The organism is Micromonospora sp. B11E3 (assembly GCF_039871625.1).
Taxonomy (GTDB): Bacteria; Actinomycetota; Actinomycetes; order Mycobacteriales; family Micromonosporaceae; genus Micromonospora.
In genome coordinates, this window is record NZ_JBDPMC010000012.1 from 96,433 (window position 1) to 123,419 (window position 26,987).

At 74.2% G+C, this 26,987-nt stretch carries 22 protein-coding genes; 17 read left to right on the top strand and 5 right to left on the bottom strand.

The annotated features are described in order from the left end of the window. The first annotated feature begins 9 nt into the window (after window positions 1-9). The 6 genes from ABGB16_RS09475 to ABGB16_RS09500 all read left to right on the top strand — a co-directional run bounded on the left by ABGB16_RS09475 (window position 10) and on the right by ABGB16_RS09500 (window position 7,593). Window positions 10-1,761 carry an ATP-binding protein gene (locus tag ABGB16_RS09475; protein WP_347667596.1) on the top strand — a complete coding sequence of 584 codons (1,752 nt, stop codon included), beginning with the start codon at window positions 10-12 and terminating at the stop codon, window positions 1,759-1,761. Next, window positions 1,758-2,210, top strand: coding sequence for a response regulator (locus ABGB16_RS09480; protein WP_347667597.1), 453 nt, complete (start codon window positions 1,758-1,760; stop codon window positions 2,208-2,210). Before ABGB16_RS09475 ends, ABGB16_RS09480 begins: the two co-directional genes overlap by 4 nt. Continuing rightward, entirely contained in the window at window positions 2,203-3,012 is an 810-nt protein-coding gene (locus tag ABGB16_RS09485; protein WP_347667598.1) for an inositol monophosphatase, read from the top strand. The genes ABGB16_RS09480 and ABGB16_RS09485 overlap by 8 nt, the downstream gene beginning before the upstream one ends. A 262-nt stretch (window positions 3,013-3,274) precedes the next feature. Further along, a complete protein-coding gene (locus tag ABGB16_RS09490) occupies window positions 3,275-4,288 on the top strand; it encodes a hypothetical protein (RefSeq protein ID WP_347667599.1) in 1,014 nt (337 codons plus the stop codon). Between the two features lie 36 nt (window positions 4,289-4,324). Next, the gene (locus ABGB16_RS09495) at window positions 4,325-5,878 is read left to right on the top strand and encodes a fused MFS/spermidine synthase (protein ID WP_347667600.1); all 1,554 of its coding nucleotides are present in this window, start codon (window positions 4,325-4,327) and stop codon (window positions 5,876-5,878) included. Window positions 5,879-5,949: 71 nt separating this feature from the next. Next, window positions 5,950-7,593: a serine/threonine-protein kinase gene (locus ABGB16_RS09500; RefSeq protein WP_347667601.1), complete on the top strand. Its 1,644-nt coding sequence runs from the start codon at window positions 5,950-5,952 to the stop codon at window positions 7,591-7,593. Between the two features lie 43 nt (window positions 7,594-7,636). Here the strand turns inward: ABGB16_RS09500 and ABGB16_RS09505 are convergent, their stop codons facing one another. After that, a complete protein-coding gene (locus ABGB16_RS09505) occupies window positions 7,637-8,305 on the bottom strand; it encodes a TrkA family potassium uptake protein (RefSeq protein WP_347667602.1) in 669 nt (222 codons plus the stop codon). Beyond that, on the bottom strand, window positions 8,295-9,629 hold the full coding sequence (locus tag ABGB16_RS09510) for a potassium transporter TrkG (protein ID WP_347667603.1): 1,335 nt from the start codon (window positions 9,627-9,629) through the stop codon (window positions 8,295-8,297). Before ABGB16_RS09510 ends, ABGB16_RS09505 begins: the two co-directional genes overlap by 11 nt. 140 nt (window positions 9,630-9,769) lie before the next feature. Between ABGB16_RS09510 and ABGB16_RS09515 the strand changes: the two genes are divergently transcribed. The 6 genes from ABGB16_RS09515 to ABGB16_RS09540 all read left to right on the top strand — a co-directional run bounded on the left by ABGB16_RS09515 (window position 9,770) and on the right by ABGB16_RS09540 (window position 16,278). Beyond that, on the top strand, window positions 9,770-10,894 hold the full coding sequence (locus ABGB16_RS09515) for a glycerophosphodiester phosphodiesterase (protein WP_347667604.1): 1,125 nt from the start codon (window positions 9,770-9,772) through the stop codon (window positions 10,892-10,894). Between the two features lie 583 nt (window positions 10,895-11,477). Further along, window positions 11,478-12,686 (top strand): substrate-binding domain-containing protein, encoded by a 1,209-nt coding sequence (locus tag ABGB16_RS09520; RefSeq protein WP_347667605.1) that lies wholly within the window; start codon window positions 11,478-11,480, stop codon window positions 12,684-12,686. A 3-nt stretch (window positions 12,687-12,689) separates the two neighbouring features. Beyond that, on the top strand, window positions 12,690-13,433 hold the full coding sequence (locus ABGB16_RS09525) for an ABC transporter ATP-binding protein (protein ID WP_347667606.1): 744 nt from the start codon (window positions 12,690-12,692) through the stop codon (window positions 13,431-13,433). A 114-nt stretch (window positions 13,434-13,547) separates the two neighbouring features. Continuing rightward, complete coding sequence (locus ABGB16_RS09530; RefSeq protein ID WP_347667607.1) at window positions 13,548-14,276, top strand: ABC transporter ATP-binding protein; 729 nt, start codon at window positions 13,548-13,550, stop codon at window positions 14,274-14,276. Then, a complete protein-coding gene (locus tag ABGB16_RS09535) occupies window positions 14,273-15,163 on the top strand; it encodes a branched-chain amino acid ABC transporter permease (RefSeq protein WP_347667608.1) in 891 nt (296 codons plus the stop codon). The genes ABGB16_RS09530 and ABGB16_RS09535 overlap by 4 nt, the downstream gene beginning before the upstream one ends. Continuing rightward, window positions 15,160-16,278 (top strand): branched-chain amino acid ABC transporter permease, encoded by a 1,119-nt coding sequence (locus ABGB16_RS09540; RefSeq protein WP_347667609.1) that lies wholly within the window; start codon window positions 15,160-15,162, stop codon window positions 16,276-16,278. The genes ABGB16_RS09535 and ABGB16_RS09540 overlap by 4 nt, the downstream gene beginning before the upstream one ends. A 141-nt stretch (window positions 16,279-16,419) precedes the next feature. On the opposite strand, the gene ABGB16_RS09545 is transcribed toward ABGB16_RS09540, so the two are convergent. Continuing rightward, window positions 16,420-17,235, bottom strand: a complete 816-nt coding sequence (locus ABGB16_RS09545; RefSeq protein WP_347667610.1) for a hypothetical protein — start codon at window positions 17,233-17,235, stop codon at window positions 16,420-16,422. Between the two features lie 143 nt (window positions 17,236-17,378). Here ABGB16_RS09545 and ABGB16_RS09550 point away from each other — a divergent pair, with 143 nt between their 5' ends. The 3 genes from ABGB16_RS09550 (at window position 17,379) to ABGB16_RS09560 (ending at window position 22,573) form a co-directional block, all read left to right on the top strand. After that, window positions 17,379-19,157 (top strand): BTAD domain-containing putative transcriptional regulator, encoded by a 1,779-nt coding sequence (locus ABGB16_RS09550; RefSeq protein ID WP_347667611.1) that lies wholly within the window; start codon window positions 17,379-17,381, stop codon window positions 19,155-19,157. A 35-nt stretch (window positions 19,158-19,192) separates the two neighbouring features. Beyond that, complete coding sequence (locus ABGB16_RS09555) at window positions 19,193-21,352, top strand: DEAD/DEAH box helicase (protein WP_347667612.1); 2,160 nt, start codon at window positions 19,193-19,195, stop codon at window positions 21,350-21,352. Window positions 21,353-21,628: 276 nt separating this feature from the next. After that, window positions 21,629-22,573, top strand: a complete 945-nt coding sequence (locus ABGB16_RS09560) for a hypothetical protein (protein ID WP_347667634.1) — start codon at window positions 21,629-21,631, stop codon at window positions 22,571-22,573. Between the two features lie 348 nt (window positions 22,574-22,921). Here the strand turns inward: ABGB16_RS09560 and ABGB16_RS09565 are convergent, their stop codons facing one another. Then, window positions 22,922-23,338, bottom strand: a complete 417-nt coding sequence (locus ABGB16_RS09565; protein WP_347667613.1) for a helix-turn-helix transcriptional regulator — start codon at window positions 23,336-23,338, stop codon at window positions 22,922-22,924. Between the two features lie 241 nt (window positions 23,339-23,579). Here ABGB16_RS09565 and ABGB16_RS09570 point away from each other — a divergent pair, with 241 nt between their 5' ends. After that, complete coding sequence (locus ABGB16_RS09570; protein WP_347667614.1) at window positions 23,580-24,041, top strand: hypothetical protein; 462 nt, start codon at window positions 23,580-23,582, stop codon at window positions 24,039-24,041. A gap of 214 nt (window positions 24,042-24,255) precedes the next feature. Here ABGB16_RS09570 and ABGB16_RS09575 read toward each other — a convergent pair whose 3' ends face one another. Continuing rightward, window positions 24,256-25,899: a DEAD/DEAH box helicase gene (locus ABGB16_RS09575; RefSeq protein WP_347667615.1), complete on the bottom strand. Its 1,644-nt coding sequence runs from the start codon at window positions 25,897-25,899 to the stop codon at window positions 24,256-24,258. Window positions 25,900-26,208: 309 nt separating this feature from the next. Here ABGB16_RS09575 and ABGB16_RS09580 point away from each other — a divergent pair, with 309 nt between their 5' ends. Next, window positions 26,209-26,862: a ferritin-like fold-containing protein gene (locus ABGB16_RS09580; RefSeq protein WP_347667616.1), complete on the top strand. Its 654-nt coding sequence runs from the start codon at window positions 26,209-26,211 to the stop codon at window positions 26,860-26,862. Window positions 26,863-26,987 lie beyond the last annotated feature (125 nt).

A 26,987-nucleotide genomic window follows, 5' to 3' on the forward strand; every position in this document is an offset into this window, starting at 1 on the left:
CGGTGGCCGGTGACGCCGCAGCCCGACAACTGGACGCTGCGCCGCCGGGTCGTGACGCTGCTGGCCGTCGTCAGCGTGCTGCTCGGCGCCCTGGTGGCAGCCGAGATCGCGGTGGCGGCGCAGAACCGGGAGCACACCCACGCGGTGCTGGACCGCACCGGTCCGCTGCGCGACCAGTCGCAGGAACTGCTCAGCGTGCTGGTCGACCAGGAGACGGCCATCCGCGGGTACACGCTGACCGGCGACCAGCGGGAGCTGGAGCCGTACACGCAGGGCAGCGCGCGGGAGCAGGAGCTGTACCGGTCGATGGGCGGCCTGCTCGGCGCGTACCCCGCCCTGGTCCCGCGGCTCGACGCGGTGAAGGCGGAGGCCGCGCAGTGGCGCGCGACGGTCGCCGAGCCGGTGATCCGGACGACCGCCGAGGACGGCACGGCGGCGGGGCGGGCGTTGATCACCGAGGAGTCGCGCCAGCGCTTCGAGGTGATCCGCGCCTCGCTGACCGGCCTTCAGCAGGGCATCCTCGACGAGCGCGAGAAGGGCGCGGCGGCCATCTACCGCACCAGCACGCTGCTGGTGGTGCTGCTGATCGTGGCGGCGCTGGTCGTGGTGGTCGCCGGCGGGGTGCTGCTGGTCTCGCTGGACCGGATCGTGGTGCGGCCGCTCACCCGCCTGGCCGAGGAGGTCCGCGAGGTCGCCGCGGGCGACTACCAGCACCGGATCACCGGATCCGGCCCGCCGGAGCTGGAGCAGCTCGCCGGCGACGTGGACGCGATGCGCCAGAAGATCGCCAAGGAGCTGGCCGAGGTCCGCGAGGCCCGGGAAAGCATCGAGTGGGTCAACGGCCAGCTCCAGAGGCAGGCCGAGGAGCTGACCCGCTCCAACCGGGACCTGGAGCAGTTCGCGTACGTGGCCTCGCACGACCTGCAGGAGCCGCTGCGTAAGGTGGCCAGCTTCTGCCAGCTGCTCCAGCGCCGGTACGCGGGGCGGCTCGACGAGCGGGCCGACCAGTACATCGCCTTCGCGGTGGACGGCGCGCAGCGGATGCAGCGGCTGATCAACGACCTGCTGGCGTTCTCCCGGATCGGCCGGCTCACCAGCGGGTTCACCGAGGTCGACCTTAACCGGGTGATGGGCGACGTGGCCGGGCAGACCGAGTCCGCCCGGCAGTACGCCGACGCGGAGCTGACCTGGGGCGAGCTGCCGGTGATCCGCGGCGAGGAGCCGCTGCTGACCAACCTGCTGGCCAACCTGGTCAGCAACTCCGTCAAGTTCCGTCGCCCCGACGTCCCGCCCCGGGTGCACGTCTCCGCCCGGCTGGTCGGCGACGAGTGGGAGGTCAGTTGCCGGGACAACGGCATCGGGATCGAGCCGGAGTTCGCCGACAAGATCTTCGTCATCTTCCAGCGGCTGCACTCCAAGGACGCGTACCCGGGCACCGGCATCGGCCTGGCGATCGCCAAGAAGATCGTCGAGTACCACGGCGGCCGGGTCTGGGTGGACACCGATACCACCGAGGGCACCACGATCCGGTTCACCCTGCCCGCCCTGCCCGAGGACGTCGAGGCGGCGCGGGCGGCCGCGGAGGCCGCGGCTGCCGCGGAGCCGGGCGACGGCACGGAGCCGGCCGGGGACGGAGAGTCGACCGGGGACGGCGTGAACGGGGCCGAGCCGCCCCGCCAGGCCGGGCCGCGGGCGGAGGAGGGGGCCGACGCGGCCCCGGACAGCGACAGCGCGGGTGACGTGAAGGAGACGGTGGCATGACCTCGCCGGCGGACGGCAGGAGCCCGATCGAGGTCCTGCTGGTGGAGGACGACCCGGGCGACGTCCTGATGACCCAGGAGGCGTTCGAGGAGCACAAGCTGCGCAACCGGCTGACCGTCGTCTCCGACGGCGCCGAGGCGCTGGCGTACCTGCGCCGGGAGGGGCAGTACGCGGACGTCGTCCTGCCCGACCTGATCCTGCTCGACCTGAACCTGCCTCGCCGGGACGGCCGGGAGGTGCTGGCGGAGATCAAGAAGGACGAGGAGCTCTGTCGCATCCCGGTGGTGGTGCTCACCACGTCCCAGGCCGACGAGGACATCCTGCGCAGCTACCAGCTGCACGCCAACGCGTACGTGACCAAGCCGGTCGACTTCGAGCGGTTCATCTCGGTGGTCCGGCAGATCGACGAGTTCTTCGTCAGCGTGGTGAAGCTGCCGCCGCGTGCCTGACACCCTCCTGGACGACGTCGCCGAGCTGCTGCACCGGGCCGCGGCGGAGGCGGTGCTGCCGCTGTTCCGCAGGCTGGACGACGCCGACGTCAGCGAGAAGGGGCCGGGCGACCTGGTCACCGTCGCCGACCGGCGGGCCGAGGAGCTGATCGGCGCCGGGCTGCGGCGGCTGCGTCCCGGCTCGGTGGTGGTCGGCGAGGAGGCGGTCGCGCAGGACCCGGACCTGCTGCGTCACCTGCGCGGGGGCGGGGACGTGTGGCTGGTGGACCCGGTCGACGGCACCGCCAACTTCGCCGCCGGCCGGCGGCCGTTCGCGCTGATGGTCGCGCTGCTCACCGACGGCGAGCCGGTCGCGGGGTGGGTGCTCGACCCGCTGGCGGAGACGCTGGGCGTCGCCCGCGTCGGGGAGGGCACCCTGCTGGCCGGCCGGCCGGTGCGGACCGCCGACCGGGTGCCGTCGCTGGGCGAGCTGCGGGGGACGGCGATGACCCGGTTCCTGCCGCCCGAGGCCCGCCGGGCCGCCGAGGCCGGTGGGCGGCGGATCGGCGAGCTGCTGCCCGGCCAGCACTGCGCCGGCCGGGAGTACCTGGACATGCTCGCCGGCGACCAGCAGTTCGTGCTGTTCTGGCGCACGCTGCCCTGGGACCACGTCCCCGGGGTGCTGCTGGTTCGTGGGGCCGGCGGGGTGGCCCGGCGGTTCGACGGCCGCGAGTACCATCCCGCCGACGAGGGCGAGGGGCTGCTGGTGGCGGCGAACGAGCAGGTCTGGGCCGAGGTCCACGAGGCGCTGCTGACGTCCTGAAAGGGGGGGGCGCAGCCGGGTCCGGGCGCGCCCACCGGCGCCGCCTCCAGCCGGGACGGACGCACGGCGCGGCCGACGGTCGGCGACAGCCCGGCTACCGTCCGCCGACATCGACGTTCCGCCAGTTCGCGGGCCCTGGCCGACACCGCGCGGTCCGGTATCCTGACCCGCGGTCCGCCAGCAGGCCGCCGTCCGGCGCCGGCGGGACCGCCGCCGCGCCGTGGACGACCGGGGGCCGGCGGCCGAGGGAAGGGACCCAGGAGTGCCCAGGACCAGCCTCATCCGGCGTCGCCCCGCCGGGCCGCTGACCGCGCTGCTCGTCGCCGTGGCGCTGGTGCTCGGCTTCGCGGCGGCGCCCGCCTCCGCCGAGCCCAACGAGGGCGGCACCAAGCAGCTCCGCGAGGCGCTGGAGGCCGCCGCCAAGGGGCACATCGAGGCCAAGGCGAAGCTCGACAACTCCAAGCGCCGGCAGAAGGCGCTGGCCGCCCAGCTGACGGCGGTCGAGGAGCGGCTGGTGGGGCTGACCGCGCAGGTCGGCGAGGTGGCCGTGCAGTCGTACCGGCTGGGGCGGGTGACCGCGCCGGCCCTGCTGATCCAGAGCGCCTCCCCGGAGGCGTTCCTGCAACGCGCGGTGGAGCTGGACGTGATGGCCCAGCGGGACGGCCGCAAGCTGCGCGAGCTGACCGCCGCCCGGGCCGAGGCCGACCAGGCAAAGATCGCCATCGACATCGAGGTCCGCGAGCAGCAGAAGCAGGTCGCGGTGCTGGCCAAGAAGAAGCGGGAGGCGGAACTGGCGCTGGCCAGGGTCAGCTCCGGCGCCGGCGCCGGGTTCAGCGGCGGCTCCGCCTCGGCCCGCCCGGCCCCGCGCAACCCGGACGGCTCCTGGCCGTCGGAGTCCTGCTCCGTGAACGACCCCACCACCTCCGGTTGCATCACCCCGCGCACCCTGCACGCGCTCCAGCAGGCCCAGGCCGCCGGCTACAAGCGGTACGTCTCCTGCTACCGCAGCGGCGGCAGCGGCGAGCATCCCAAGGGCCGGGCCTGCGACTTCTCCGCCGCCACCAATGGCTTCAAGGACGAGACGGCCACCGGCGGGGACAAGGCGTACGGCGACAGCCTGGCGAACTACTTCAAGAACAACGCCAGCCGGCTCGGGGTGCTCTACGTGATCTGGTACCGGCAGATCTGGATGCCGAACACCGGGTGGCGGGCGTACAGCGGCAGCGGCAGCCCCGCCGCCGACCACACGAACCACGTTCATCTGTCGATGTACTGACCTGGCCGTCCAGCTTTGCTGCGTACCATCGCGACGGTGAGCAGTTCATCGTCCGACGTCGTGACGGAGTCCCCGCGGCCCGCGCCGCCGCCCGTCCGCGCGCTGCCCAACGGGCTCGCCGCGTTCCTGGTCTTCCTCTCCAGCGGCGCCGTGCTGGTGCTGGAGACCGTCTCGCTGCGCCTGGTCGGCCCGTACGTCGGGGTCACCCTCCAGGTGACCAGCTCGGTCATCGGCATCGCGCTCGCCGCCATCGCGTACGGGGCGTGGACCGGCGGCTGGCTGGCCGACCGGCGGGACCCGCGCACCCTGATCGCCCCCGCGCTGGTGCTCGCCGGCATCGCCACCGCGGTCACCCTGCCGGTCGTCCGGTACGCCGGGGAGGTGCTGCGCGGCGGGGCGGCCAGCGCCGTACTGCTGCTCACCGTGCTCGCCGTGTTCGTGCCGGCGGCGCTGCTCGCGGCGGTCACCCCGCTGGTGGTCAAGCTCCAGCTCGCCGACCTGCGCCGCACCGGGCAGGTGGTCGGCCGGCTCTCCGGGATCGGCACCCTCGGCGGCATCACGGCCACCCTGCTGACCGGGTTCGTGCTGGTGGCGGCGCTGCCCAGCACCGTCATCGTGCTCGCCCTGGCGGCGCTGCTCGGGCTCACCGGGTTGGCGGTCGGGGCATACCTGCGCCGACAGGGGCCGACCGGGCCGGGCGGGCCGGCCCGGTCCAGGGCCGCCCTCGCCGTGCTCGGCCTGGCCGGCGCGGGGCTGACCACGGTCGCCCCGAACCCGTGCGACGTGGAGACGGCGTACCACTGCGCCAGCGTCGAGGCCGACCCGCACCGGCCGGGAGGGCGGACGCTGCTGCTGAACTCCGCCCAGCACTCGTACGTCGACCTGACCGACCCGACCCACCTGGAGTACGCGTACACGCAGTGGATCGGCGCGGCCGCCGACGTCGTCGCGCCGGCCGGGCGGCGGCTGGACGCCCTGCACCTGGGCGGCGGCGGCTTCACCATGCCCCGGTACCTGACCGCCACCCGACCCGGCACCGACAACCTGGTCTTCGAGATCGACGGCGGCCTGGTCGAGCTGGACCGCCGGGAGCTGGGGGTGCGCACCGGGCCGGGGCTGCGGGCGGTCGTCGGCGACGCCCGCGTGCTGCTCGGCGGGGAGGCCGCCGACAGCCGCGACCTGGTGGTCGGGGACGCCTTCGGGCACCTCGTGGTGCCCTGGCACCTGGCGACGCGGGAGATGGCCGTCGAGATCGACCGGGTGCTCCGCCCCGGCGGGACGTACGTGCAGAACGTCATCGACTACCCGCCCGGCCGGTTCGTCCGCAGCGAGCTGGCCACGGTCGCCGCCGCGTTCCGGCACGTCGCCCTGGTCGCCCCGCCGGCCGCCATCGCGGGCGAGCGGGGGGCCAACTTCCTCATCGTCGCGTCCGACGCGCCGCTGCCGCTGGACGCGCTGGGGCAGCGGGTGGCGGTGCTGCCCGAGCCGGCCAGCCTGCTCTCCGGGGACGCGCTGGCCGCCTTCGTCGGGGACGCGCTGGTGCTCACCGACGACTACGCCCCCGTGGACCAGCTGCTCGCCACCGCCTGAACGGGTGACTTCGCTGACCGATTCTGACCTGCGAGGTGTAGGACCGGGCGGCCCGGGCAACAACTGCGACCATGGGCGCAGAGGTCGGTAGGGGTGCGCAGCTGCTCGGTGGGCGGTACCGGCTGATCGAGCAGCTGGGCGCGGGCGGCATGTCCGTCGTGTGGCGGGGGTACGACGAGGTGCTCGGCCGGCAGGTGGCGGTGAAGGTGCTCGCCTCCCGGCTGGCCAGCGACAAGGCGTTCCGGCACCGGATCCGGATCGAGGCGCAGGCCGCCGCCAGGCTCTGCCACCCCAACATCACCAACGTGTACGACTACGGCGAGTCCGAGCAGCTCGGGCTGACCGTGCCGTACGTCGTCATGGAGCTGCTCGACGGCGACTCGCTGAGCGCCCGGCTGGGCCGGGGCGGGGCGTTGCCCTGGCGGGAGGCGGTGACGATCGGCGCGGAGGTGGCCTCGGCGCTGGCCACCGCGCACGCCCGCGGCGTCGTGCACCGGGACGTGACCCCGGGCAACGTCATGCTCACCCCGACCGGGGTGAAGGTGGTCGACTTCGGCATCTCGGCGCTGGTGGGAGAGAGCGAGAAGGGCCCGGACGGCGCCCTGCTCGGCACGCCCGCGTACCTGGCCCCGGAGCGGCTGGACAACGGCCAGGTCAGCCCGGCCACGGACGGGTACGCCGTCGGCCTGCTGCTGTACCGGATGCTCGTCGGCCGGCTGCCCTGGCGGGCGAGCACGACCACGCAGATGCTCCGCGCGCACATGTACAACGACCCCGAGCCGATGCCCGAGGTCACCGGGCTCCCCGCCGAGGTCGCCGAGCTGGTCCGCCGCTGCCTCGCCAAGCGCCCGGAGGACCGGCCCACCACCGCCGAGGTGGCCCGTACCCTCGCCGCGGCGGCCGGGATGCTGGCCATCGTGCCGGTCTCGCCGGCGCCCGCGTCGTACGACGGGACGGAGCCCGACGCGGCGGCCGTGGCGAACGCCGGCACCACGATCCTGCCCTGGTCGTCGGACACCGACGCGCTGCCGTTCTCCGGCCGTACCCGCCGCCGGCGGGCGGCCCGGCGGCGCACGGTCGAGGCGGGCGTGGCGGCGGCCGGCCTGGTCGCGGTGACCGCCGCGCTGTGGGGGGTGACGTCCCGCAGCCCGGCCAGCGGTGGGGCCGAGCGGCCCGTCGAGGCCCGGATGGGGCTGCCGCAGCCCGCCCCGTGCGCCGTGGACTACGCGCTGCGCAGGGACTCCGGCAAGGACTTCACGGCCGAGCTGACCCTCACCAACACCGGCGACCGGGAGCTGCGCGACTGGACGATGAGCTTCACCTTCCCGGGCCGGCAGACCGTCACGAAGGCCGACCCGACGGTACGCCAGCAGGGCCGGACCGTGGAGGTGCGACCGGCCGCCCAACCGGGCGCGCTGGCGCCCGGGGCGTCCCAGAAGGTCGCGTTGACCGGCACGTACACGGGCCCCAACCCGCTGCCGGTGGAGTTCCGCCTCGGCGGCGCCACCTGCGGGGTGCAGGTCTCCGGGGTGGCCGGATCGGTGCCGACGACCGCCCCGCCCAGCAAGCCCCCGTCGAAGCCCACCGCGAAGAAGACGTCGACCACGAAGGCCGCCGGCTCCGGTTCGTCCGGCAGGTCGGGCGGTGGGTCCACGGCCAAGTCCGAGAAGTCCGGCAAGGGCAAGTCTGGTGGTGACCAGGGAAAAGGAAGGTGACGAGGGGAAAGGAGGGCGGCAGACACTAGGGTGGCCGCACAGCTCAGCTCAGTGCCGCGAAGCCCTGCACCTGGGCGATGCTGCCCTCCACGATCAGCACGCTCCCGGCCGTGAGGACCGTGTCCGGGCCCGCGTAGCGGAACGGCTCCCCGGGCAGCTTCGCCCCGACCACCTGCACCCCGTAGCGGTCGGCCGGCGCCAGCTCGCGCAGCGACCGCCCGACCAGGGGCGGGGGCACCCGTACCTTCGCGATGGCGAAGTCGTCGCCGAACTCGATGAAGTCCAGCATCTTGCTGACGATCAGGTGCGCCACCCGCTCGCCCGTCTCCGCCTCCGGGAAGATCACGTGGTGGGCGCCCACCGATTCGAGGATCTTCGCGTGCTTCTCCGAGGTCGCCCGCGCCCAGATCTGCGGCAGGCCCAGCTCGACCAGGGCCAGCACGGTCAGCACGCTCGCCTCGACCGAGGCGCCGATGGCGACCACCGCCCGCCGGAAGTCGGCCACCCCGAGCTGGCGCAGCGCCCCCTCCTCGGTGGGGTCCGTCTGGACCACCCGGTCGAGCCGGGACGACCACCGCTGCACGCGCTCGGCGTCGCGGTCCATGCCCAGCACCTCGTGGCCGAGATGGGCCAGCGCCCCCGCCAGGTGGGAGCCGAAGCGGCCCAGCCCGATCACCACGATTCCGTCGTAGCGGTCGCCTCTAGCCGACAAAGGGTTGCTCCTTCGGATAGCGGTACAGCCGTCGCCGGGTGTTCAACGCGATCGCCGACCCGAGGGTGAGCGGCCCGACCCGGCCGATGTACATCAGGAGGGTCATCAGGTACACGCCGGGCTCGGGCAGCCGCTGGACGAGCCCGATCGTCAGCCCGGTGGTGCTGAACGCCGAGGTCACCTCGAAGAGCGCCTGGTAGAAGCGGTCTCCGGTGGTGAGCAGGACCACCCCGAGCGTGCCGGCGGCCACCAGCGCCACGCTCAACAGCGCCACGGTCAGCGCCTGCCGCTGGCTGGCCTCGGCCACCCGCCGGCGGCCGACCGTGACGTCCGGCTCGCCGCGCAGCTCGGCCCAGATGACGAAGGCGAGCAGGAAGAACGTCGACACCTTGATCCCGCCGGCCGTGCTGGCGGCGCCGCCGCCGATGAACATCAGCACGATCAGCAGCGGATAACTCTCCTCGGTCAGGTGCGCCACGTCGATCACGTCGAAGCCGCCCGTCCGGCTCAGCGCGATCTGGGTGAACGCGGCCAGCGCCTTTCCGGCCACGTCGTACGCGCCGATGGTGCGCGGGTTGCCCCACTCGGCGAACAGCAGGTAGACGAAGCCGGCCCCCAGCAGCACCACCGTGCCCCAGACGGTCAGCTTGGTGGTGATCTGCCACCTGGCCGGACGCCGCCACCCGCGTACCGCCTCGAACAGCGCCGGGAAGCCGAGGCCGCCGACGATCGCGCCCAGCGCCAGCGGCAGCGTCACCCAGGGATCGCGCGAGAAGGCGCGCAGCCCGTCCGAGTAGAGGGTGAAGCCGCCGTTGTTGAACGCCTGCACGGCGTGGAACACCCCGTGCCAGAGTGCCCGCCCGGGCGGGTAGTGGTACGCCCACCAGAGCCGGGCGGTGAGGATCGCCGTCATCACCGCCTCGCAGGCCAGCGCGGTGCCCGCGATCCGGACCAGCAGCCAGCCGACGTCGCCGATGCCGAACTCGACGGTCTCCGCCTGCACCAGCAGCCGGTTGCGCAGGCCCAGCCGCCGGGACACCGCCAGGCCGACCAGGGCGGCGCCGGACAGGATGCCCAGGCCGCCGACCTGGGTGAGCACGGTGATCATCGCCAGCCCGAAGCCGTTCCAGTAGTTCGGGGTGTCGTTGATCGCCATGCCGGTCACCGAGACCGCCGACGTCGCCGTGAACAGCGCGGTGGACAACGGGGTGAACCGGTGCTCGCTGGTCGCTGCCGGCAGCATGAGCAGGCCGGTGCCGAGCAGGATCGCCGCCAGGAAGCCGAACGGCACCAGCCGTACGGGATGACGGAAGAACCGGCGCACGGGACAATCTTCCTTTTCCGGCTGAACGTCGGGGCCGAAACGCCCATCCCGGAGGTTCACCTTCCGGTCGGCCCGGGACCAACTGGCCGTCATCCGGACCCGGTCTGCTGGGCGCCATCCCTCGACGACAGGAGACGGCGTTGCGACGTACCCTTCCCGCCCTCGGCCTGGCCGGCGCGCTGCTCGCGGCGGCCGTGGTGGTGCCGGCCGTGAGCGCCTCCGCCGGCCCGCAGCCCGGCCCCGAGCAGTCCCGGGCCGCCGACCGGCCGCTCGTGATCGCCCACCGGGGCGCCAGCGGCTACCGGCCGGAGCACACCCTGGAGGCGTACCGGCTGGCCATCCGGATGGGTGCCGAATACGTCGAGCCGGACCTGGTCTCGACGAAGGACGGCCAGCTCGTCGCCCGGCACGAGAACGAGATCTCCGGTACGACCGACGTCGCCGCCCGCCCGGAGTTCGCCGCCCGCAAGGCGACGAAGACGATCGACGGGGTGGCGGTGACCGGCTGGTTCACCGAGGACTTCACCCTGGCCGAGCTGAAGACGCTGCGGGCCAAGGAGCGGCTGCCGCAGGTGCGGGTGGCCAACACCGCCTTCGACGGCCGGTTCGAGGTGCCGACCCTCCAGGAGGTCATCGACCTGGCCCGGGCCGAGGGGCGGACACGGGGCCGCGCCATCGGCGTCTACCCGGAGACCAAGCACCCCAGCTACTTCGCCTCGATCGGGCTTGCGCTGGAGGAGCCGCTGGTCGCGGTGCTGCGCGCCAACAAGCTGACCCACCGCAACGACCCGGTCGTCATCCAGTCCTTCGAGACGGCCAACCTGCGCAAGCTGGACAAGATGATCGACGTCAACCTGGCCCAGCTGATGGACGCCTCCGGCCGCCCGTACGACTTCACCGTCGCCGGCGATCCCCGCACCTACGCCGACCTGGCCTCGGCCGCCGGCCTGGAGTGGATCGCCTCGTACGCGGACGGCGTGGGCGCGCACAAGAACCTGATCGTGCCCCGGGACGCCGCCGGCCGCCTGCTCGCCCCGACGGCCCTGGTCCGGAACGCCCACCGGGTCGGGCTGGTCGTGCACGCCTGGACGTTCCGGGCGGAGAACCAGTTCCTCCCGGTCGACTTCCGCATCGGCGCCGACCCGAACGCCCGCGGCGACATCACCGCCGAGTACGAGCTGTTCCTGGGCCTCGGCGTCGACGGCGTCTTCTCGGACCACCCGGACACCGCCGTCGCCGCCCGCGCGGGCCTCGCCACCCGCTGACCAGACCTGACTCCGCACCCCTCGCCGGCCCGCCCCCCCCCGGGGGGGGGGCGGGCCGCTCGGGATCCGGTGGGTCGGGCGTGGCGGGCTGGCGGGTTGGACATGTCGTTCCGCTGCCTGTGGAGCTGCCCCACCCATGCGCCCACCCGCCGGCCGCCCCGGGCTGGCCGCGGACCGGTGGCGGGACGAGTCACCTGCCGCCTGATCATGGGGTTGGCGGCGCCCACAGGGCCGGATTCTGCCGCCAACCCCATGATCATCGCAGTGGGGGCCCGGCCGGCCAGCATGGTGACCCGCGGCGGGTGCGGGGGCGGGCTGGGGCCGGGGCGGGTGGGGCCGGGACGCGGCGTGCCACCTGACGTGGCCGGTGGCGGTGGCTGGCGGGGACACACGGGCGGGGCGGTCGGTGGGAGGATCAGCCACCGGGGGTGGCGGGCAGAGGGACTTCGGGCCGACTGTTGTCCCCTTAGGCCACCCCATCACTGTTACTTATGTGTTTCGGCCACATGGCCCGTGGGTGACGTCACTTCTAGGTTGAGCCGACACATGAAGTTCCCCCTCCGAGTCCTCACGTGGAGTCGCAATGACGGTCCGGACGACGCGGCGGGCGTTCCTGTCCGCCACGATGATGGCCGCGGCGCTCGCCGCCACGGCCTGTGGCAGCCCGCAGGACACCGCCTCCGGGGGCGGCGACGCCGCCCCGGTCAAGGTCGGCCTGGTCTACTCCCAGTCGGGAGCCCTGGCCAGCTACGGCAAGCAGTACATTGAAGGGTTCAAGGCCGGCCTGGACTTCGCCACGAACGGCACGGGCAAGGTCGGCGACCGGAAGATCGAGGTCACCGAGGTCGACGACGCGGGCGACCCGGCCAAGGCGGTCTCCGCGGCCAAGGACCTGATCGGCAAGGGCACGAAGATCATCGCCGGCTCGACCTCGTCGGGCGTGGCCCTCCAGGTGGCCCCGATCGCCGCCCAGAACAAGGTCCTGTTCATCTCCGGCCCGGCCGCGACCGACGCGGTGACCGCCGCGAACAAGTACACCTTCCGGTCCGGGCGGCAGTCGTACCAGGACGTGGTGACCGCGAAGTCGTTCATCGGCGACCCGACCGGCAAGAAGGTGGTCGTCTTCGCCCAGGACGGCGCGTTCGGCGACGCGAACGAGGCGGCCGTGAAGGCCGTCATCGGCGGCGCCGGGGCGACCGTGAGCAGCGTCCGCGCGCCGGCCAGCGCCACGGAGTTCACCCCGTTCGCCAGCCAGATCAAGGCCGCCAAGCCCGACCTGCTCTTCGTCGCCTGGGCCGGCACCACCGCCCCCGCGATGTGGCAGACCCTCGACCAGCAGGGCGTGCTCGCCTCCACCACGGTCGTCACCGGCCTGGACATCCGCGCCTCCTGGCCGACCTTCGGCGCGGCGGGCAGCAAGATCTCCTTCCTGTCGCACTGGTTCGACGGCGCCGCCGACACCGAGGCCGCCAAGGCCGCCAAGGCCGCCAAGGCGAAGATCCCCGGCGGCACCCTCGACCTGTTCCACCCGGACGGCTTCGCCGCCGCGCAGATGGTCGTCCGCGCCGTGCAGGAGGGCGGCGACGACGTGGACAAGATGGTCAAGGCCCTGGAGGGCTGGAGCTTCGACGGGGTCAAGGGCAAGATGACCGTTCGCGCCGAGGACCACGCCCTGCTCCAGCCGATGTTCCAGGCGAAGCTCACCGGCAGCGGCACCGCGTACACGGCGACGGCCCAGAAGACCCTGACCGGCGACGAGACGGCGCCGCCGGTCGCCCAGATGAAGGGCTGACCAGTGCTCGCCACCCGCGGTCTGACCTGGCGGATCGGTGAGGTCGCCATCGTCGACGACGTCGGCCTCGACCTGGCGCCCGGGGAGTTCCTCGGCGTCATCGGGCCGAACGGCGCCGGCAAGACCTCCCTGTTCAACCTGATCACCGGCCTGCGACCGCCGACCGGCGGCCAGATCACGCTGGACTCCGAGGACATCACCGGGCTCCCGCCGCACAAGCGGGCCCGGCTCGGCCTCGGGCGTACCTTCCAGTCGTCCTCGGTCTTCGGTTCGCTCTCGGTGCGGGAGAACGTCCGGCTCGCCGTACAGGCGCACCGGGGTGGCTCGATGAAGTTGTGGCGGCGGGCGGCGGCCGACCGGGAGGTGGCCGCCGCCGCCGACGCGGCGCTCGACCGGGTCGGCCTCGCCCACCGGGGTACGGCGCTCGCCGGCACCCTCGCCCACGGCGAGAAGCGCAAGCTGGAGATCGCGCTGCTGCTGGCCGGGGAACCCCGGGTGATGCTGCTGGACGAGCCGATGGCCGGGGTCAGCGCCGAGGACGTGCCCGAACTGGTCGCGGTGATCAAGTCGCTGACCGGCGACAGCGGCCGGTCGGTGCTGATGGTCGAGCACCACATGGACGTGATCCTGGAGCTGGCCGACCGGATCGCCGTGATGCACCACGGCGCGCTGCTCGCCTGCGACACCCCGGAGACCGTGATGGCCAACGCCACCGTCCAGGAGGCCTACCTGGGGGAGGCGCTGTGAGCGCGAGGAGTGAGCCGGGTTTGCGAGCCCCGCAGTCGCGATCGGAGGCGGCGCTGTGAGCGCGAGGAGTGAGCCGGGTTTGCGAGCCCCGCAGTCGCGATCGGAGGCCAGCCAGTGAGTGAACCGATCCTGACCGTCGAGGACCTGTCGGTGCGGATCGCGGGGCTGCACATCCTTCAGGGGGTGTCGTTCAGCGTCGCGCCGACCGGGGTCACCGTGCTGCTCGGGCGCAACGGCGTCGGCAAGACGACGACGCTGCGCGCCGTCGTCGGCCTGACACCCCGCAACGGCGAGGCGCGCGGCACCGTGCGGATGGGCGGGCAGAGCCTGCTCGCCCGCCCCACCCACCGGTTGGTCCGCGGTGGGCTCGGCTACGTGCCGGAGGACCGCTGCGTCTTCGCCGGGCTCACCGTCGCGGAGAACCTGCGGCTCGCCGAGCAGCGGGGCACCACCCCGGCGTACGACCGGGTCTACGCGCTCTTCCCAGAGCTGGACCGGCGCGGGCGGCAGCGGGCCGGCTCGCTCTCCGGCGGGCAGCAGCAGATGCTCGCGATCGGCCGGGTGCTGCTCAACGACAACCGGCTGCTGCTGGTGGACGAGCCGACCAAGGGGTTGGCGCCGAAGGTGGTGACCGAGGTGGCCGAGGTGCTGGAGCGGGTCGCGGAGTCCGTGCCGGTGCTGCTGGTCGAGCAGAACCTGGCCGTGGTCCGCCGGTTGGCCCGGGACGCGGTGGTGCTCTCCGCCGGCCGGGTCGCCTGGGCCGGTGACGCCCGGGAGCTGCTGTCGGAGCAGGCCCTGACGAAGTCCCTGCTCGGCGTCGGCTCGGGGGAGGTACACGCGTGAGCACGATCGTGCTGCTGACGCTGACCGGGCTCGGCCTGGCCGCGCTGTACTTCCTCGTCGCCTCCGGGCTGTCGCTGGTCTTCGGCCTCGCCGACGTGCTCAACTTCGCGCACGGGCTGTTCCTCGGCGTCGGCGCGTACGCGACGTGGTGGGCGGCCGGGAACCTGCCCGGCGCCGGCGCGGAGGGCCTGGGCTTCGTGCTCGCCGTCGCCTTCGGGGTGGCCGCCGGCACGGTGGTGGCCGTACTCGTCGAGCTGGTGCTGATCCGGCCGCTGTACTCGCGCACCATCGAGCAGGTGCTGGTCACCGTCGGCCTGTCGCTGGCCGGGGTGGCGCTGCTCCAGGCCACCTGGGGCGCGGACGCCCGGCCGTTCCCCCGTCCCGGGTGGACGCGGGACGTCACCGGCATGCTCGGCGCGCAGGTGCCCAACGGCGGGCTGCTGCTGATCGTCGCCGCGGCGCTGGTGCTGGCCGCGCTGCTGGCGTTCCTGCGCTGGACCCGGTACGGCCTGATCATCCGGGCCGGCGTCGAGAACCGGGAGATGGTGACCGCCCTCGGCATCGACGTGCGCAAGGCGTTCACCCTGGTCTTCGCCATCGGCGGGGCCGCCGCCGCGCTGGCCGGCGCGATCGGCGGCGTCTACTTCGGCACCGTCTCGCCCGGCCAGGGCGGATCGCTGCTGATCTTCGCGTTCATCGTGGTGGTGATCGGCGGCATGGGCTCGGTGGTCGGCTCCGCGTACGCCGCGGTCGCCGTCGGCCTGCTGCAACAGTTCGTCAACTACTACGGCGCCTCCGGCGTGGGCGACCTGTGCGTCGTCGCGCTGCTGGCCGTGGTGCTGCTGCTGCGCCCCCAGGGCATCGCCGGAAAGGTGGCTCACGCATGACCGAGGTCAAGAGCCCCGACGTCGCCGCCCCGCCCGCCGCGGTGCCGGCCGAGCTGGCCCCGCGCCGGCGGGCCTGGCACGGGCTGCGGCCGTACCTGCCGCTGGTCGCGCTGGTCGTCGCGGCGATCCTGCCGTACTCGACGGTATCGCTGCCCGGGGTGTTCGAGGGGCCGCTGAACTCGCCCGGCACCCTGCAACTGCTCGCCGTCTGTATGGTCTTCGGCGGCCTCGCCGCCGGGTACGACCTGCTGTTCGGCCGGACCGGGATGCTGTCCTTCGGGCACGCGCTCTACTTCGCCGCCGGGGTGTACGGCACCGACATCCTGGTCACCCGGGCCGGACTGCCGCTGTGGCAGGCCGCACTGCTCACGATCACCGGCGGCACGATCCTGGCCGGGCTGCTCGGCGCGGTGGCGCTGCGCACCGCCGGCATCGCGTTCGCCATGGTGACCCTCGCCTTCGCCCAGGTCGGGGCGATCCTGGTGGCCCGGGACTTCGGCGGGCTGACCGGCGGCGAGGAGGGGCTGCCGCTGGACGTCTCCGGGCTGCCCGCCGGGCTGGTCGGGGTCGCGAACACGGTCAACCTGTACTGGCTGGCGCTGGCGTACCTCGCGCTGGTGGTGTTCATCGTGCACCGGGTCTCCGGCTCGCCGACCGGGCGGGTGCTGGCGGGGCTGCGCGACGACGAGCGGCGGATCGGGGTGCTCGGGCTCGACCCGTACCGGTTCAAGCTGGTCGCGTTCACCCTGTCCGGCGGGCTGGCGGCGAGCGGGGGAGCGGTCTACTGCCTGATCGTCGGCGGCGCGTCGCCGCACATCACGTCCAGCGAGCTGACCCTGTCGTTGCTGGTCATGGTGGTGCTCGGCGGGCCGGGCACCCGGTGGGGGCCGGTGCTCGGCGGCATCCTGTACATGTACCTGGACCACCGCCTCACCGCCTTCGGCACCAGCGACGCGGTGGAGAGCCTGCCGGCGGTGCTCAGCCGCCCGCTGAGCCAGCCGCTGTTCGTCCTGGGCACGGTCTTCATCCTGGCGGTGTACTTCTTCCCCGGCGGCCTGGCCAGCCTGAAGTCCCGCCTGTCCCCCCTCCTCCGCGCCCTCCCCAGCCGTCGCTGAGCTGTGTTGATCAAGAGGTTTGCGCCACTCTGCTCGCGCAGGCTGACGCAAACCTCTTGATCAACGAGGGAGGCGGGAGAGAACGGAAAGGGGCGCGGCCCCCCGTGTGGCCGCGTCCCTCCCCGAGCGTCTTCCCGTCGGTCAGCCGTTGAGCAGGTCGTACGCGGCCTTCGGCGCCTTCTGGGCGGCGGCGCCCGTGGGCGCGGTCACCTGCGGCGCGCTGCCGTAGTCGCGGTACTCCACGACGTACGCGTACGCCTTGTGGTCCCCGGCGGCCGGCAGTTGGAGGGTCAGCCGGCTGAGGTTGCCGTCCGGCCCCACCTCTGCCGTGAAGGGCACCGCCTTCGCCGCCGCGCCCAGCGCGGTCATCTGCTCGGCGTCCAGCACCTCGGCTGCCGTGCCGGCGGTGAGGTCGATCGCGCCGGCGTACTTCCGGTCGCCCTTCTCCTCGACCGCCGTCGCCGCCTCGATCAGCGGGCCCGCGTTGCCCACGTCGGCGCCCTCCCAGACCGGCGCGGCTTCGGCGTCGGCGAGCTTGGCGCGGTCCAGCTCCAGCCAGCGGTCCGGCAGCTTCGGCAGGCCGGTGAGGCCATCCGCGCCGGTGAACTTCACCTTCATCCAGACCCGCTCGGACACGATCAAGAACGTCATCCGGGTGGTGAGGCCCAGCTCGGCATCCTTGACGACCATGGTCAGCTCCACCCCCTTCGCGGCCGGATCGACCAGGCCGGAGAGGTTGGTGTCGGAATCCTTGCCGGCGAAGCGGAATCGTCCGTCCGTGTCGTCGGGGACGGCGGCGAGCAGCGTCTCCTTCGGCGTCGGCTCGGCCCCCGTGGCCGGTGCAGCCGGACCGGACCCCGCTGCGCACCCCGAGACGAGGACGGTCGCGGCCAGGGCGGCGGCGGTGCTGGTGACGACCCGGCGGAGGCGCCCGGCGGTACGGGTGTGCTGTGTCATGGCAGATCTCTTTCTCGCACGTCTGGCGGTTGCCGGAGACGATGTTGTGGGAGGCCTCTGCCGAATCGCTGCCGCTATGCTGCCGTCCGACTGCCGTGCGGCTGCCGCCGGCACGAGCCGGGGTTGTCAGGAGCGGAAATCGCATGTCAGCAACGTTGCGCTTCGAGATTCTCGGCCCTCAGCGTGCCTGGCACGGCGACCACGAGATCGACATCGGCCCTGGCAAGCAACGCGCCGTGCTGGCCGTCCTGCTGCTCTCCGCTGGCCGCCCCGTGCCGACCGGGCAGATCGTCGACGCCGTCTGGCCGGAGGATTCGCCGGCGAACGGCCCGAACGTGGTGCAGAAGTACGTCGCCGGGCTGCGGCGGGTGCTCGAGCCGGACCGCTCCCCGCGTACGCCCGGCCAGGTGCTCACCCTGACCGAGGGGGGCTACGTGCTGCGGGTGCCGCCGGAGTCGGTGGACGCCGTCCGGCTCGAACGGTCGGTACGCCGGGCGCAGCAGCTCCGGGTGGAGAGCCGGATGGCTGAGGCGGTCGCCGAGCTGCGGGCGGCCACCGAGCTGTGGCGGGGCGAGCCGCTGGCCGGGCTCTCCGGCCCGCTCTTCGACTCGGCGCGGTTCCGGCTGGTCGAGCTGCGCGCCGCCGCGCTGGAGACCCGGGTCGAGCTGGAGCTGCACCTGGGCCGGCACCGTGAGCTCACCGGCGAGCTGGTGGAGTTGGTGGCGGAGTTCCCGCTGCGGGAGCGGCTGCGGCAGCACCTCATGCTCGCCCTCTACCGCAGTGGCCGGCAGGCCGAGGCGCTCGCCGCGTACCGGGAGGTCGGCGAGCTGCTGCGCGAGGAGTACGGCATCGCTCCGGGGAACGCTCTCCAAGAGCTGCACCGGCGCATCCTGCGTTCCGACCCGTCGCTCGGCCTGCCCGCCGCCTCGACGGCCCCGGTGCCGGACGTGGCCGAGCCGCGCCCGGAAGCCGTCGCCACCGCGTCGGTGTCCGTGGCTGTGGCTCCGGCGATCGCAGGCGGCCCGACGGCCGCGCCGACACCCGCGGTCGACGACTCCCCAGCCACGCCGTCGGCTCCCGTGGCCGTTGCCCCGCCGCCCGCGCCGCCGCCGACCGCCCCGCCGACCGCCCCGCCGACCGCCCTGTCGCCCGCGCCGCCGCCGACCGCCCCGGTCGGCTGGGCCTTGCCCGCAACGGCCGTCGGTGGTGCGGCCGCCATGCCGGGCGGCCTGGGGGTGGGTGTGCCCTGGCGGCCTCCGCGCTGGATGAGCGTCACCGTGACGGCCGCGGGCGCGGTCGGCGTCCTGCTGTCGTTCGGCACGCTGACCTGGGCTGTCGTCCTCGCTTACGCGGCCTGGCGGCGCAGTTGGCGGCTGTCCGTCGCGGGGCTGGGCTATCTGGGGCTGGTGGTCGGTCTCTGTTACGTCATGCTGCGCGATCCGGATGCGGAACCCACCGACGTGGAGATTCTCTACGTCCTCGGCGTGTTGGCGGTGTGCTGGTTCGCCGGTACCGCGCACGTCGTGCTGCTCAACCGGGAACTCCAGGTGGCGCTGCGGAGGGTCACCCGGGCCCGGCTCTCCGTCGACGACGGCGAACGGCGGGCACGCCGGGAGCAGGCCCGTTCCCTGCTTCACCACCATCCGGGGGCCCGGCACGAGCTGCGCATCGGGCGGCCGGACCTGCCCCGCGTCTTCGACGACGGTGGGCTCGTCGACGTCAACTCGGTAGGCGACCAGGTGCTGGCCGTGCTGCCCGGGCTGACCCCCGACCAGTGCCGGCACATCGTCACCGACCGGTTGCTGCGCGGCCCGTACTCGTCGGTGGAGGAGTTGGCCGGGCGGTGTCTGCTTCCGCAGGCCGTGACCAACCACCTCCGCGACATCCTGCTCTTCCTGCCTCCGGGCCCCGCCGGCTCGTGACCGGTGGGCCCACCGCCGCCTGGTAGAAATGCCGGATGAGCCAGGATCGGGCGGTGGTGCGGGAGCGGGCCGAGGCGGTGCTGCGCCGGCTGGCCGGCGAGCACGCGCGGCTCCGCGAGGACCAGTGGCGGGCCATCGAGGCGCTCGTGGTCGACCGGCGTCGGGTGCTGTGCGTGCAGCGCACCGGCTGGGGCAAGTCCGCCGTCTACTTCGTGGCCACCGCGCTCCTGCGCGAGCGGGCCGGGGGCGGCGAGCGGCCAGAGGGGGGCCGGGCAGGTGACGGCGCCGGGCCGACCGTGATCGTGTCTCCGCTGCTCGCGCTGATGCGTAACCAGGTGGAGGCGGCGGCCCGGGCCGGCATTCGGGCCCGCACCATCAACTCGGCCAACCTCGACGAGTGGGACGAGATCACCGCCGAGATCCACACCGGCGCGGTGGACGTCCTGCTGATCAGCCCGGAGCGGCTCAACAATCCGGACTTCCGGGACGCCGTGCTGCCGAGGCTGGCGGCCACGACCGGTCTGCTGGTCGTAGACGAGGCGCACTGCGTCTCGGACTGGGGGCACGACTTCCGCCCCGACTACCGGCGGCTGCGCACCTTCCTCGGCAACCTGCCCGACCGGACCCCGGTGCTCGCCACCACCGCCACCGCCAACGCCCGGGTCACCCAGGACGTCGCCGAGCAACTGGGGGACGCCCTGGTGCTGCGCGGCAGCCTGGACCGGGAGTCGCTGCGGCTCGCCGTACTCGACCTGCCCAGCCCGGCGCACCGGCTCGGCTGGCTCGCCGACCACCTGGACCGGCTGCCCGGCTCGGGCATCATCTACACGCTGACCGTCGCCGGGGCGGGGGAGACCGCCGAGTTCCTGCGCTCCCGGGGGTACCCGGTCGCCTCGTACACCGGGCAGGCGGAGGACGCCGACCGGCGGGCCGCCGAGCAGGACCTGCTGGACAACAAGATCAAGGCGCTCGTCGCGACGAGCGCGCTGGGCATGGGCTTCGACAAGCCCGACCTGGGCTTCGTCGTGCACCTCGGCGCCCCGCCGTCGCCGATCGCGTACTACCAGCAGGTCGGCCGGGCCGGCCGGGCGGTCGAGCACGCCGAGGTGCTGCTCCTGCCCGGCGCGGAGGACGCGGCGATCTGGCGGTACTTCGCCTCTCTCGCCTTCCCGCCCGAGGAGCAGGTCCGCGCCGTGCTGGCCGCCCTGCACACCGACCGGCCGCTGTCCACCCAGGCCCTCGAACCGATCGTCGACCTGCGCCGGGCCCGGCTGGAGCTGATGCTCAAGGTGCTCGACGTGGACGGCGCGGTGCGCCGGGTGCGCGGCGGCTGGCTCGCCACGGGCGAGCCCTGGCGCTACGACGAGGCCCGGTTGCGCCGCGTCGCGCAGGCGCGCACCGCCGAGCAGCAGGCCATGCGGGAGTACGCGACCACGCCCGGCTGCCGGATGCGGTACCTGCGCGAGTGCCTGGACGACGTCGGGGCGGGCGACTGCGGCCGGTGCGACCGCTGCGCCGATCCCCTGTTCTCCGGGGACGTGTCCGGGCCGGCGCTCGCCGCCGCGCAGGCGTACCTGGGCCGGCCCGGGGTCCAGATCGCGCCGAAGAAGCTGTGGCCGACCGGGCTGGAGGCGGTGGGCGTACCGCTGAAGGGGCGCATCCCGCCGGCGGAGCAGGCGCTGGCCGGCCGGGCCGTGGGGCGGCTGTCCGACCTGGGCTGGGGCGGCCGGCTGCGCGAGCTGGTCGGGCCGGACGCGCCCGACGCGGCGGTCCCCGACGACGTGGCGGCGGCGGTGGTCGAGGTGCTCAAGGCCTGGGCGCACGGCGACGACCCGTGGCCGCGCCGCCCCGTCGGCGTGGTCGCGGTCGGCTCCCGGCGGCGGCCGGAGCTGGTCGGCTCGCTCGCCGCGCGGATCGCGGCCGTCGGCCGGCTGCCGCTGCTCGGCCGGGTCGTCCCCACCGGCGCGGCGGGGCCCGGCGGGCCGCGCGGCAACAGCGCCCAGCGGGTACGCGCCCTGCACGACGCCTTCGCCCTGCCGGACGAACTGGCCGACGCCCTCGCCGGGCTCGACGGCCCGGTGCTGCTCGTCGACGACCTGGTCGACACCGGCTGGACGCTGACCATGGTGGCGCGGCTGCTGCGCCGGGCCGGCGCGCCCGACGTGCTTCCGCTCGCCCTGGCCGTCGCAGGATGACCGTGCCGGAGACCGGGGGAAAGTTCCCGGGGCGGGCGGATTGCGACCGTCGCCACGGTCCGCCGGCGCGGCCCGGGCTGCGGGCGATCCGGCGGTACCGTGTGCCCATGACCGATCAGCAGGGCGGCGGCCGTGCCTGACCCGTCGGCGCCGGAGGCCGTCCCCGCGCCGGGTACCGCCCCCGCGCTGAACGCGGCCCACGGACAGGACTCCGCGCCGGACGCGTGGCGGGACACGGCGCGCGACGTCGCCCCCGTGCCGGACGCGTGGCAGGAGGTGGCGCGCGACGTCGCCCCCGCGCCGGACGCGCCCGGGCTGCTGGTGGACCGGGGCACGCTGCGACTCGCGCTGGTGGTGGGCGGGCTGGTGCTCGCCGTGCTGCTCGGGTTCGGGCTCGGGCGGCTCAACCCGCCGCCGGCCGACCCCGCCACGATGGCCGTCGCGGCCGACGACCACACCCACGCGCCGGGCACCGGGGCGCACGATCACGGCTCCCCCGCGGGCGCAGGCGGCGCGACCGACGTCGGCGGCCTCGCGGTCAGCTCGGGGGGCTGGACGCTGGCCCCGCTGTCGGACGGCTTCGCCGCCGGGCGGCCGGGCGAGTTCCGGTTCCAGGTCCGCGACGTCCAGGGCCGGCCGGTGACCCGGTTCGCGGTCGTGCACGACAAGCCGATGCACCTGATCGTGGTGCGCCGGGACCTCACCGGCTACCGGCACCTGCACCCGACGATGGCGGCCGACGGCACCTGGTCGATCCCGTTGACCCTGCCGCAGGGCGGGGCCTGGCGGGCGTACGCGGACTTCACCGTGGTCACCGACGACGGCGGGCAGACCGCGCTCACCCTCGGCGTCGACCTGGCCGTCCCGGGCGGATACACGCCCCGGCCGCTGCCGGCGCCCGCCACGACGACGACCGTGGACGGGTTCACGGTGAGCTGGTCCGGCGAGCCCCGGATCGGGGTGACCCGGCCGCTGCGCTTCCAGGTGCGCGCCGGCGACTCCACCCCGACGGTGGAGCGCTACCTGGGCGCGTACGGGCACCTGGTGGCGCTGCGCGAGGGGGACCTGGGCTACCTGCACGTCCACCCGGAGGCGGGGCCGCCCGGGGACGGGGTCACGTTCCAGCTGACCGTGCCGGGGCCGGGCCGGTACCGGCTCTACCTGGACTTCCAGGTCGACGGGGTGGTGCGGACCGCCGAGTTCACCCTCGCCGTGCCCTGACCGGTCCCGTGCCCTGACCAGCTGTCGGTCTTGTGCATGGTTCCGGCGCCGTGACAAAAACACGGTCGGGGTGGGTTGCGGTGGGGTTGGGTTGCGGTGGGGGTGGGGCCCGCCGTGACCGGCTCCGGGCGGTCAGGCTTGATCCCTGCGCCGGTCACGGCGGGCCCCACCCGGTCCGTCCCGGTCGGCGACATGGGTGCAACCCTGCTTCGACTCTCCGAGATCGGCGCTTCGGCCGTTCGATCCGCGGGCTCCGGCTCTTCGAGATCTTGGTGCCAAATGGCCCCTGGAGGGGCCGATTTTCACCAAGATCTCCGGCAGGCACCTCCGTGTCGGCGAGACTGCGGGTCAGCCGGCGCGGCGGATCGGGCGGCGGGCCAGGTACCGCAGCAGGTCGCGGATGTGGTGCTTCTCCTCGGCCGGCACGGCCGGGTCAGCCAGCCGCTGGAGGATCACCCGGACGTCGGCCTCGACCGGCGTCTCGTCGGCGGGCCGACGCGGCGCGTGGCTCGTGTCGGGCAGGCCGAGCGCCCGGAAAGCGGCCGTCACCGGCAGGTCGAGGGCGGTGCAGAAGCCGCGCACCTTGGCCAGTTCGGGGTAGTCGTGCCAGTCGCCGGCCAGCCAGCGGAAGACGGTGGATCGGCCCACCCCCGTGTGTGTCGCCAGGTCGCTGACGGTCCAGCCGCGCTCCTCGCGGGCGTCGTCGATGGCGCGTCGTACGAAACGCGCGAAGGCCATCTGCGGCGAAACCTCTGGCGAAGTCATCCCTGCTGGGTCTTCCTTCCGGGCGGTGCCCTTCGAGGGTAGTACCACGGGTGGCGGATGCAAGCGAGCGTCCGTCCCGCCCGTGCCGGCCGCCCGATCGGCAACGCGGGCGGGCGCCGGATCCTCCCCTGGGTGCCGGATCGGCCACTGCCGGTGCTTGCCGTACGTCAACTAGGCTCGGTGCCCGTCCCCCAACCGTCCGTGGCCGTCCGCCGTGCCGGGCGTGCCGATGAGGAGCACCATGGCCGACTCGCGCCGTCCGGTGCCGTACCGTCCGGGTGCGGTCAGCCTCTTCTTCGTGGCCAAGGCCGGCGTCTTCGCCGCCGGTTTCTGGGCCTGGCTCCTGGTCCTCGTGGTCGGCTCCGCCGAGGTCGGCGGAGCGCACGTCCTCGCCGCCACCGGCGCGGCCACCACGACGCTGGTGGGCGTGGTGCTCGGCGTCCGGCTGGCCCTGCAACACAACGCGGCGACCCGGCACGCCGAACTGAGGCGGCTGCTGGTGGACATCTCCTGGAACGCCTTCGCCGCGGCCGGCAACGCGGGCGGCACCGGCGACGTGGGGGCCCCAGGCAAGATCGTGCCCTTCCCGACGGTGTCCCCGGAGGCCGAACGGTCGCCGACCCGAGGCGCGGGGGAGCGGGTGTTCGACCGGAGGGCCCCCAGCGGGCGGGCGGACCGGGGCGGCAACGGCGACCGCCACTGAGCGCCCCGCGCGGGCCGTCCGCGGCGCCGCCCCCGCGCCGGGACCCGCCCCGTCCGCCGTGCGGCCGGGACGACGCGGGGATTCTCCGGGCCGTAGCGACTTCCGGTCCAGGCTGCCGCGCAGCGCCAGGGCGCAGGGTTCCGACCCCGGGAACGGGACATCCCCCGCCCCGGGTGGCCCGGGACGGGGGATGTCGACGTGTGCTGCGCGGCCGTCAGTCGGCGGTCGCCTCGGCGGGCGTACCGGCGCCGGAGCCGGCACCCCGGCGGCGCCGGCGGCGGCGCGGCCTCGCCGGCTCGCTCTCAACCGTGGCCGTGACCGTAGCCGCCTCGCTCGCGGCGGGCTCGGCGATCACCGCGGTCGGCTCGCCGCCGGCCACGACGTCGCCGGCCCGGCGGCGACGCCGGCGGCGCGGCGTGCGGGTGCCGTCCGCCGCCTCGGCCGGCGCCTCGGCGTCCGGCCCCGTGGTCCCGCCGGACCGGTCCCGGCGGCGCCCCCCGCGCCGGGAGCCCCGGCCGCCACCCTCGCCGTGCCGTGACCGGCCGCCGAGGTCCTCCTCGACCTCGGCCGCCAGCCCGGCCCGGGTACGCTCCGCCGTCGGCAGCGTGCCGGTGACGTCGCGGGAGATGTCGAGGTCGGTGTAGAGGTGCGCCGACGTGTGGTACGTCTCCGGCGGCTCGGGCATGTCCAGGCCGAGCGTCTTGTCGATGATCCGCCAGCGGGGCATGTCGTCCCAGTCGACGAAGGTCACCGCGACGCCCGTGGCGCCGGCCCGGCCGGTGCGGCCGATCCGGTGCGTGTAGGTGTCCTGGTCCTCGGGGCAGTCGTAGTTGATGACGTGGGTGACGCCGCCGACGTCGATGCCGCGGGCGGCCACGTCGGTGGCCACCAGGGTGTCGATCTTGCCGGCCCGGAACGCGCGCAGCGCCCGCTCGCGGGCGCCCTGGCCCAGGTCGCCGTGCACCGCGGCCACCGCGAAACCCCGGAAGTCGAGGTCCTCGGCCAGTCGGTCGGCGGCCCGCTTCGTCCGGGTGAAGATCATCGTGAGGCCGCGGCCCTGCGCCTGCAGGATGCGGGCCACGATCTCCGCCTTGTTCATCGAGTGGGTGCGGTAGACCAGCTGCGTGGTCTGCGGCGACGGGCCGGTCTCGGCCGTGTGCCCGGCGTGGATCGTCACCGGGCGGCGCAGGAAGCGCCGGGACAGCGCGACGATCGGGTCCGGCATGGTCGCCGAGAAGAGCATGGTCTGCCGGTCCTCCGGCAGCATCGCCAGGATCTTCTCGACGTCGTCAAGGAAGCCCAGGTCGAGCATGCGGTCGGCCTCGTCCAGGACCAGCGCGTGCACCCGGTCGAGCCGCAGGTGCTTCTGCTTGGCCAGGTCGAGCAGCCGGCCGGGCGTGCCGACCAGGATCTCGACGCCCTTGCGCAGGGCCTCGATCTGCGGCTCGTACGCGACGCCGCCGTAGATCGGCAGCACCCGGACGCCCCGGGTCCGGCCCGCGGTGTCCAGGTCCTTGGCGACCTGCAGGCCCAGCTCGCGGGTGGGGACGACGACCAGCGCCTGGGGCAGGCCGTCGCCGCCCTCGGACGGCGCGAAGACCCGCTCCAGCAGCGGTACGCCGAAGCCGAGGGTCTTGCCGGTGCCGGTCGGCGCCTGGCCGATCAGGTCGCTGCCGCGCAGCGCGATCGGCAGCGCGTACTCCTGGATGGCGAAGGCGCGGGTGATGCCGGCCGCGGCCAGCGCCTCGACGGTCTCGGGGCGGGCGCCGAGCGCGGCGAAGGTGGGAGCCTCCGGACGGACCGGAGCGGTCGGGGCCAGGGCCTGGCCGCCTGTACGATCGGAAATCTGCTCGCTCATATGGATTTAGGGGTGCCCTCTCGTGGTGCGCCCCTTCTGTCCTCAGGGCGCGATCGGTAATGGCGCGGGCCACACGGTCGGGGGCGGGGATCGCCGAGCCGGACCGGGCCGCACGCGCGCCGTGAGCGGGACTTCGATCGGTGCTTCGACCAGGTCGTTGGCCCACGGCAACTGCTACATACTACCTGAACCACGTGGACGTCGTCCCTGTTCCGAGGATCGGCCCCGGCGACCCGGGCCGTCCATCGTGAGCTGCGTCACTCTCCGCTGTCGGGTTCGGGGATCTGCCGCAGGCGGTAGCCTGCGCTCGTGTCCGACTCCCACGCGCACCGCCCCGCCGTGGTCGACCTGCTCGGTCTGGTCGCCTTCGGTCAGCTGCTGGCCTTCGACCGGCTGGCCGCCGACGCCCGGCTCGCGCCCGACCTGCGCCGCCGGGCCACGCTCAGCGAGATGGCCGCCGCCGAGATCGGCACCTTCCGGCGCCTCGCCGACCGGCTCGCCGCGCTCGGCGTGCCGCCCGAGGAGGCGATGGCGCCGTACGTCGAGCCGCTGCAGTCGTACCACGACTCGACCGAGCCGAAGGACTGGTTGGAAGCGGTCACCAAGGCGTACGTCGGGGACGCGATCAGCGACGACTTCCTCCGGGAGATCGCCGACGCGCTCGACGAGCCGGACCGGCGGCTGGTGCTCGACGTGCTGCACGAGTCCCGGTACGTCGAGTTCGCGGCCGCGGAGATCAGGGCCGCGCTGCGGGCGGACCCGCGGGCGGCGAACCGGCTCTCGATGTGGGCGCGACGGCTGGTCGGGGAGGCGCTCTCGCAGGCCGGGCGGGTCGCCGCCGCCGACCGGGGCGCGCTCACGGCGCTCGTCGCCCGGGGCGGCCGGGTCGATGCGCAGGAGCTGTTTGGGCGGTTGACCGCCGCGCACACCGAGCGGATGACCGTCGTCGGCCTCAACAACTGACCGTCGCTGCTGCCCGGTCGTCGGCGGTGGTGCCCGGGTGTCGACCGTGGTGCCCGGTCGCCGGCGACCGGGCGACCCGGGGGCGGGTGTGACGCCGTGTCCGCACGGGCCGGCCGAGGCGGCGG

Excerpts from the sequence above, each read along its gene's own strand:
- ABGB16_RS09480 (WP_347667597.1), top strand. The coding sequence starts at position 1,758 with ATGACCTCGCCGGCGGACGGCAGGAGCCCGATCGAGGTCCTGCTGGTG.
- ABGB16_RS09500 (WP_347667601.1), top strand. The coding sequence starts at position 5,950 with ATGGGCGCAGAGGTCGGTAGGGGTGCGCAGCTGCTCGGTGGGCGGTAC.
- ABGB16_RS09520 (WP_347667605.1), top strand. The coding sequence starts at position 11,478 with ATGACGGTCCGGACGACGCGGCGGGCGTTCCTGTCCGCCACGATGATG.
- ABGB16_RS09540 (WP_347667609.1), top strand. The coding sequence starts at position 15,160 with ATGACCGAGGTCAAGAGCCCCGACGTCGCCGCCCCGCCCGCCGCGGTG.
- ABGB16_RS09545 (WP_347667610.1), bottom strand. The coding sequence starts at position 17,235 with ATGACACAGCACACCCGTACCGCCGGGCGCCTCCGCCGGGTCGTCACC.
- ABGB16_RS09550 (WP_347667611.1), top strand. The coding sequence starts at position 17,379 with ATGTCAGCAACGTTGCGCTTCGAGATTCTCGGCCCTCAGCGTGCCTGG.
- ABGB16_RS09555 (WP_347667612.1), top strand. The coding sequence starts at position 19,193 with ATGAGCCAGGATCGGGCGGTGGTGCGGGAGCGGGCCGAGGCGGTGCTG.
- ABGB16_RS09565 (WP_347667613.1), bottom strand. The coding sequence starts at position 23,338 with ATGACTTCGCCAGAGGTTTCGCCGCAGATGGCCTTCGCGCGTTTCGTA.
- ABGB16_RS09570 (WP_347667614.1), top strand. The coding sequence starts at position 23,580 with ATGGCCGACTCGCGCCGTCCGGTGCCGTACCGTCCGGGTGCGGTCAGC.
- ABGB16_RS09575 (WP_347667615.1), bottom strand. The coding sequence starts at position 25,899 with ATGAGCGAGCAGATTTCCGATCGTACAGGCGGCCAGGCCCTGGCCCCG.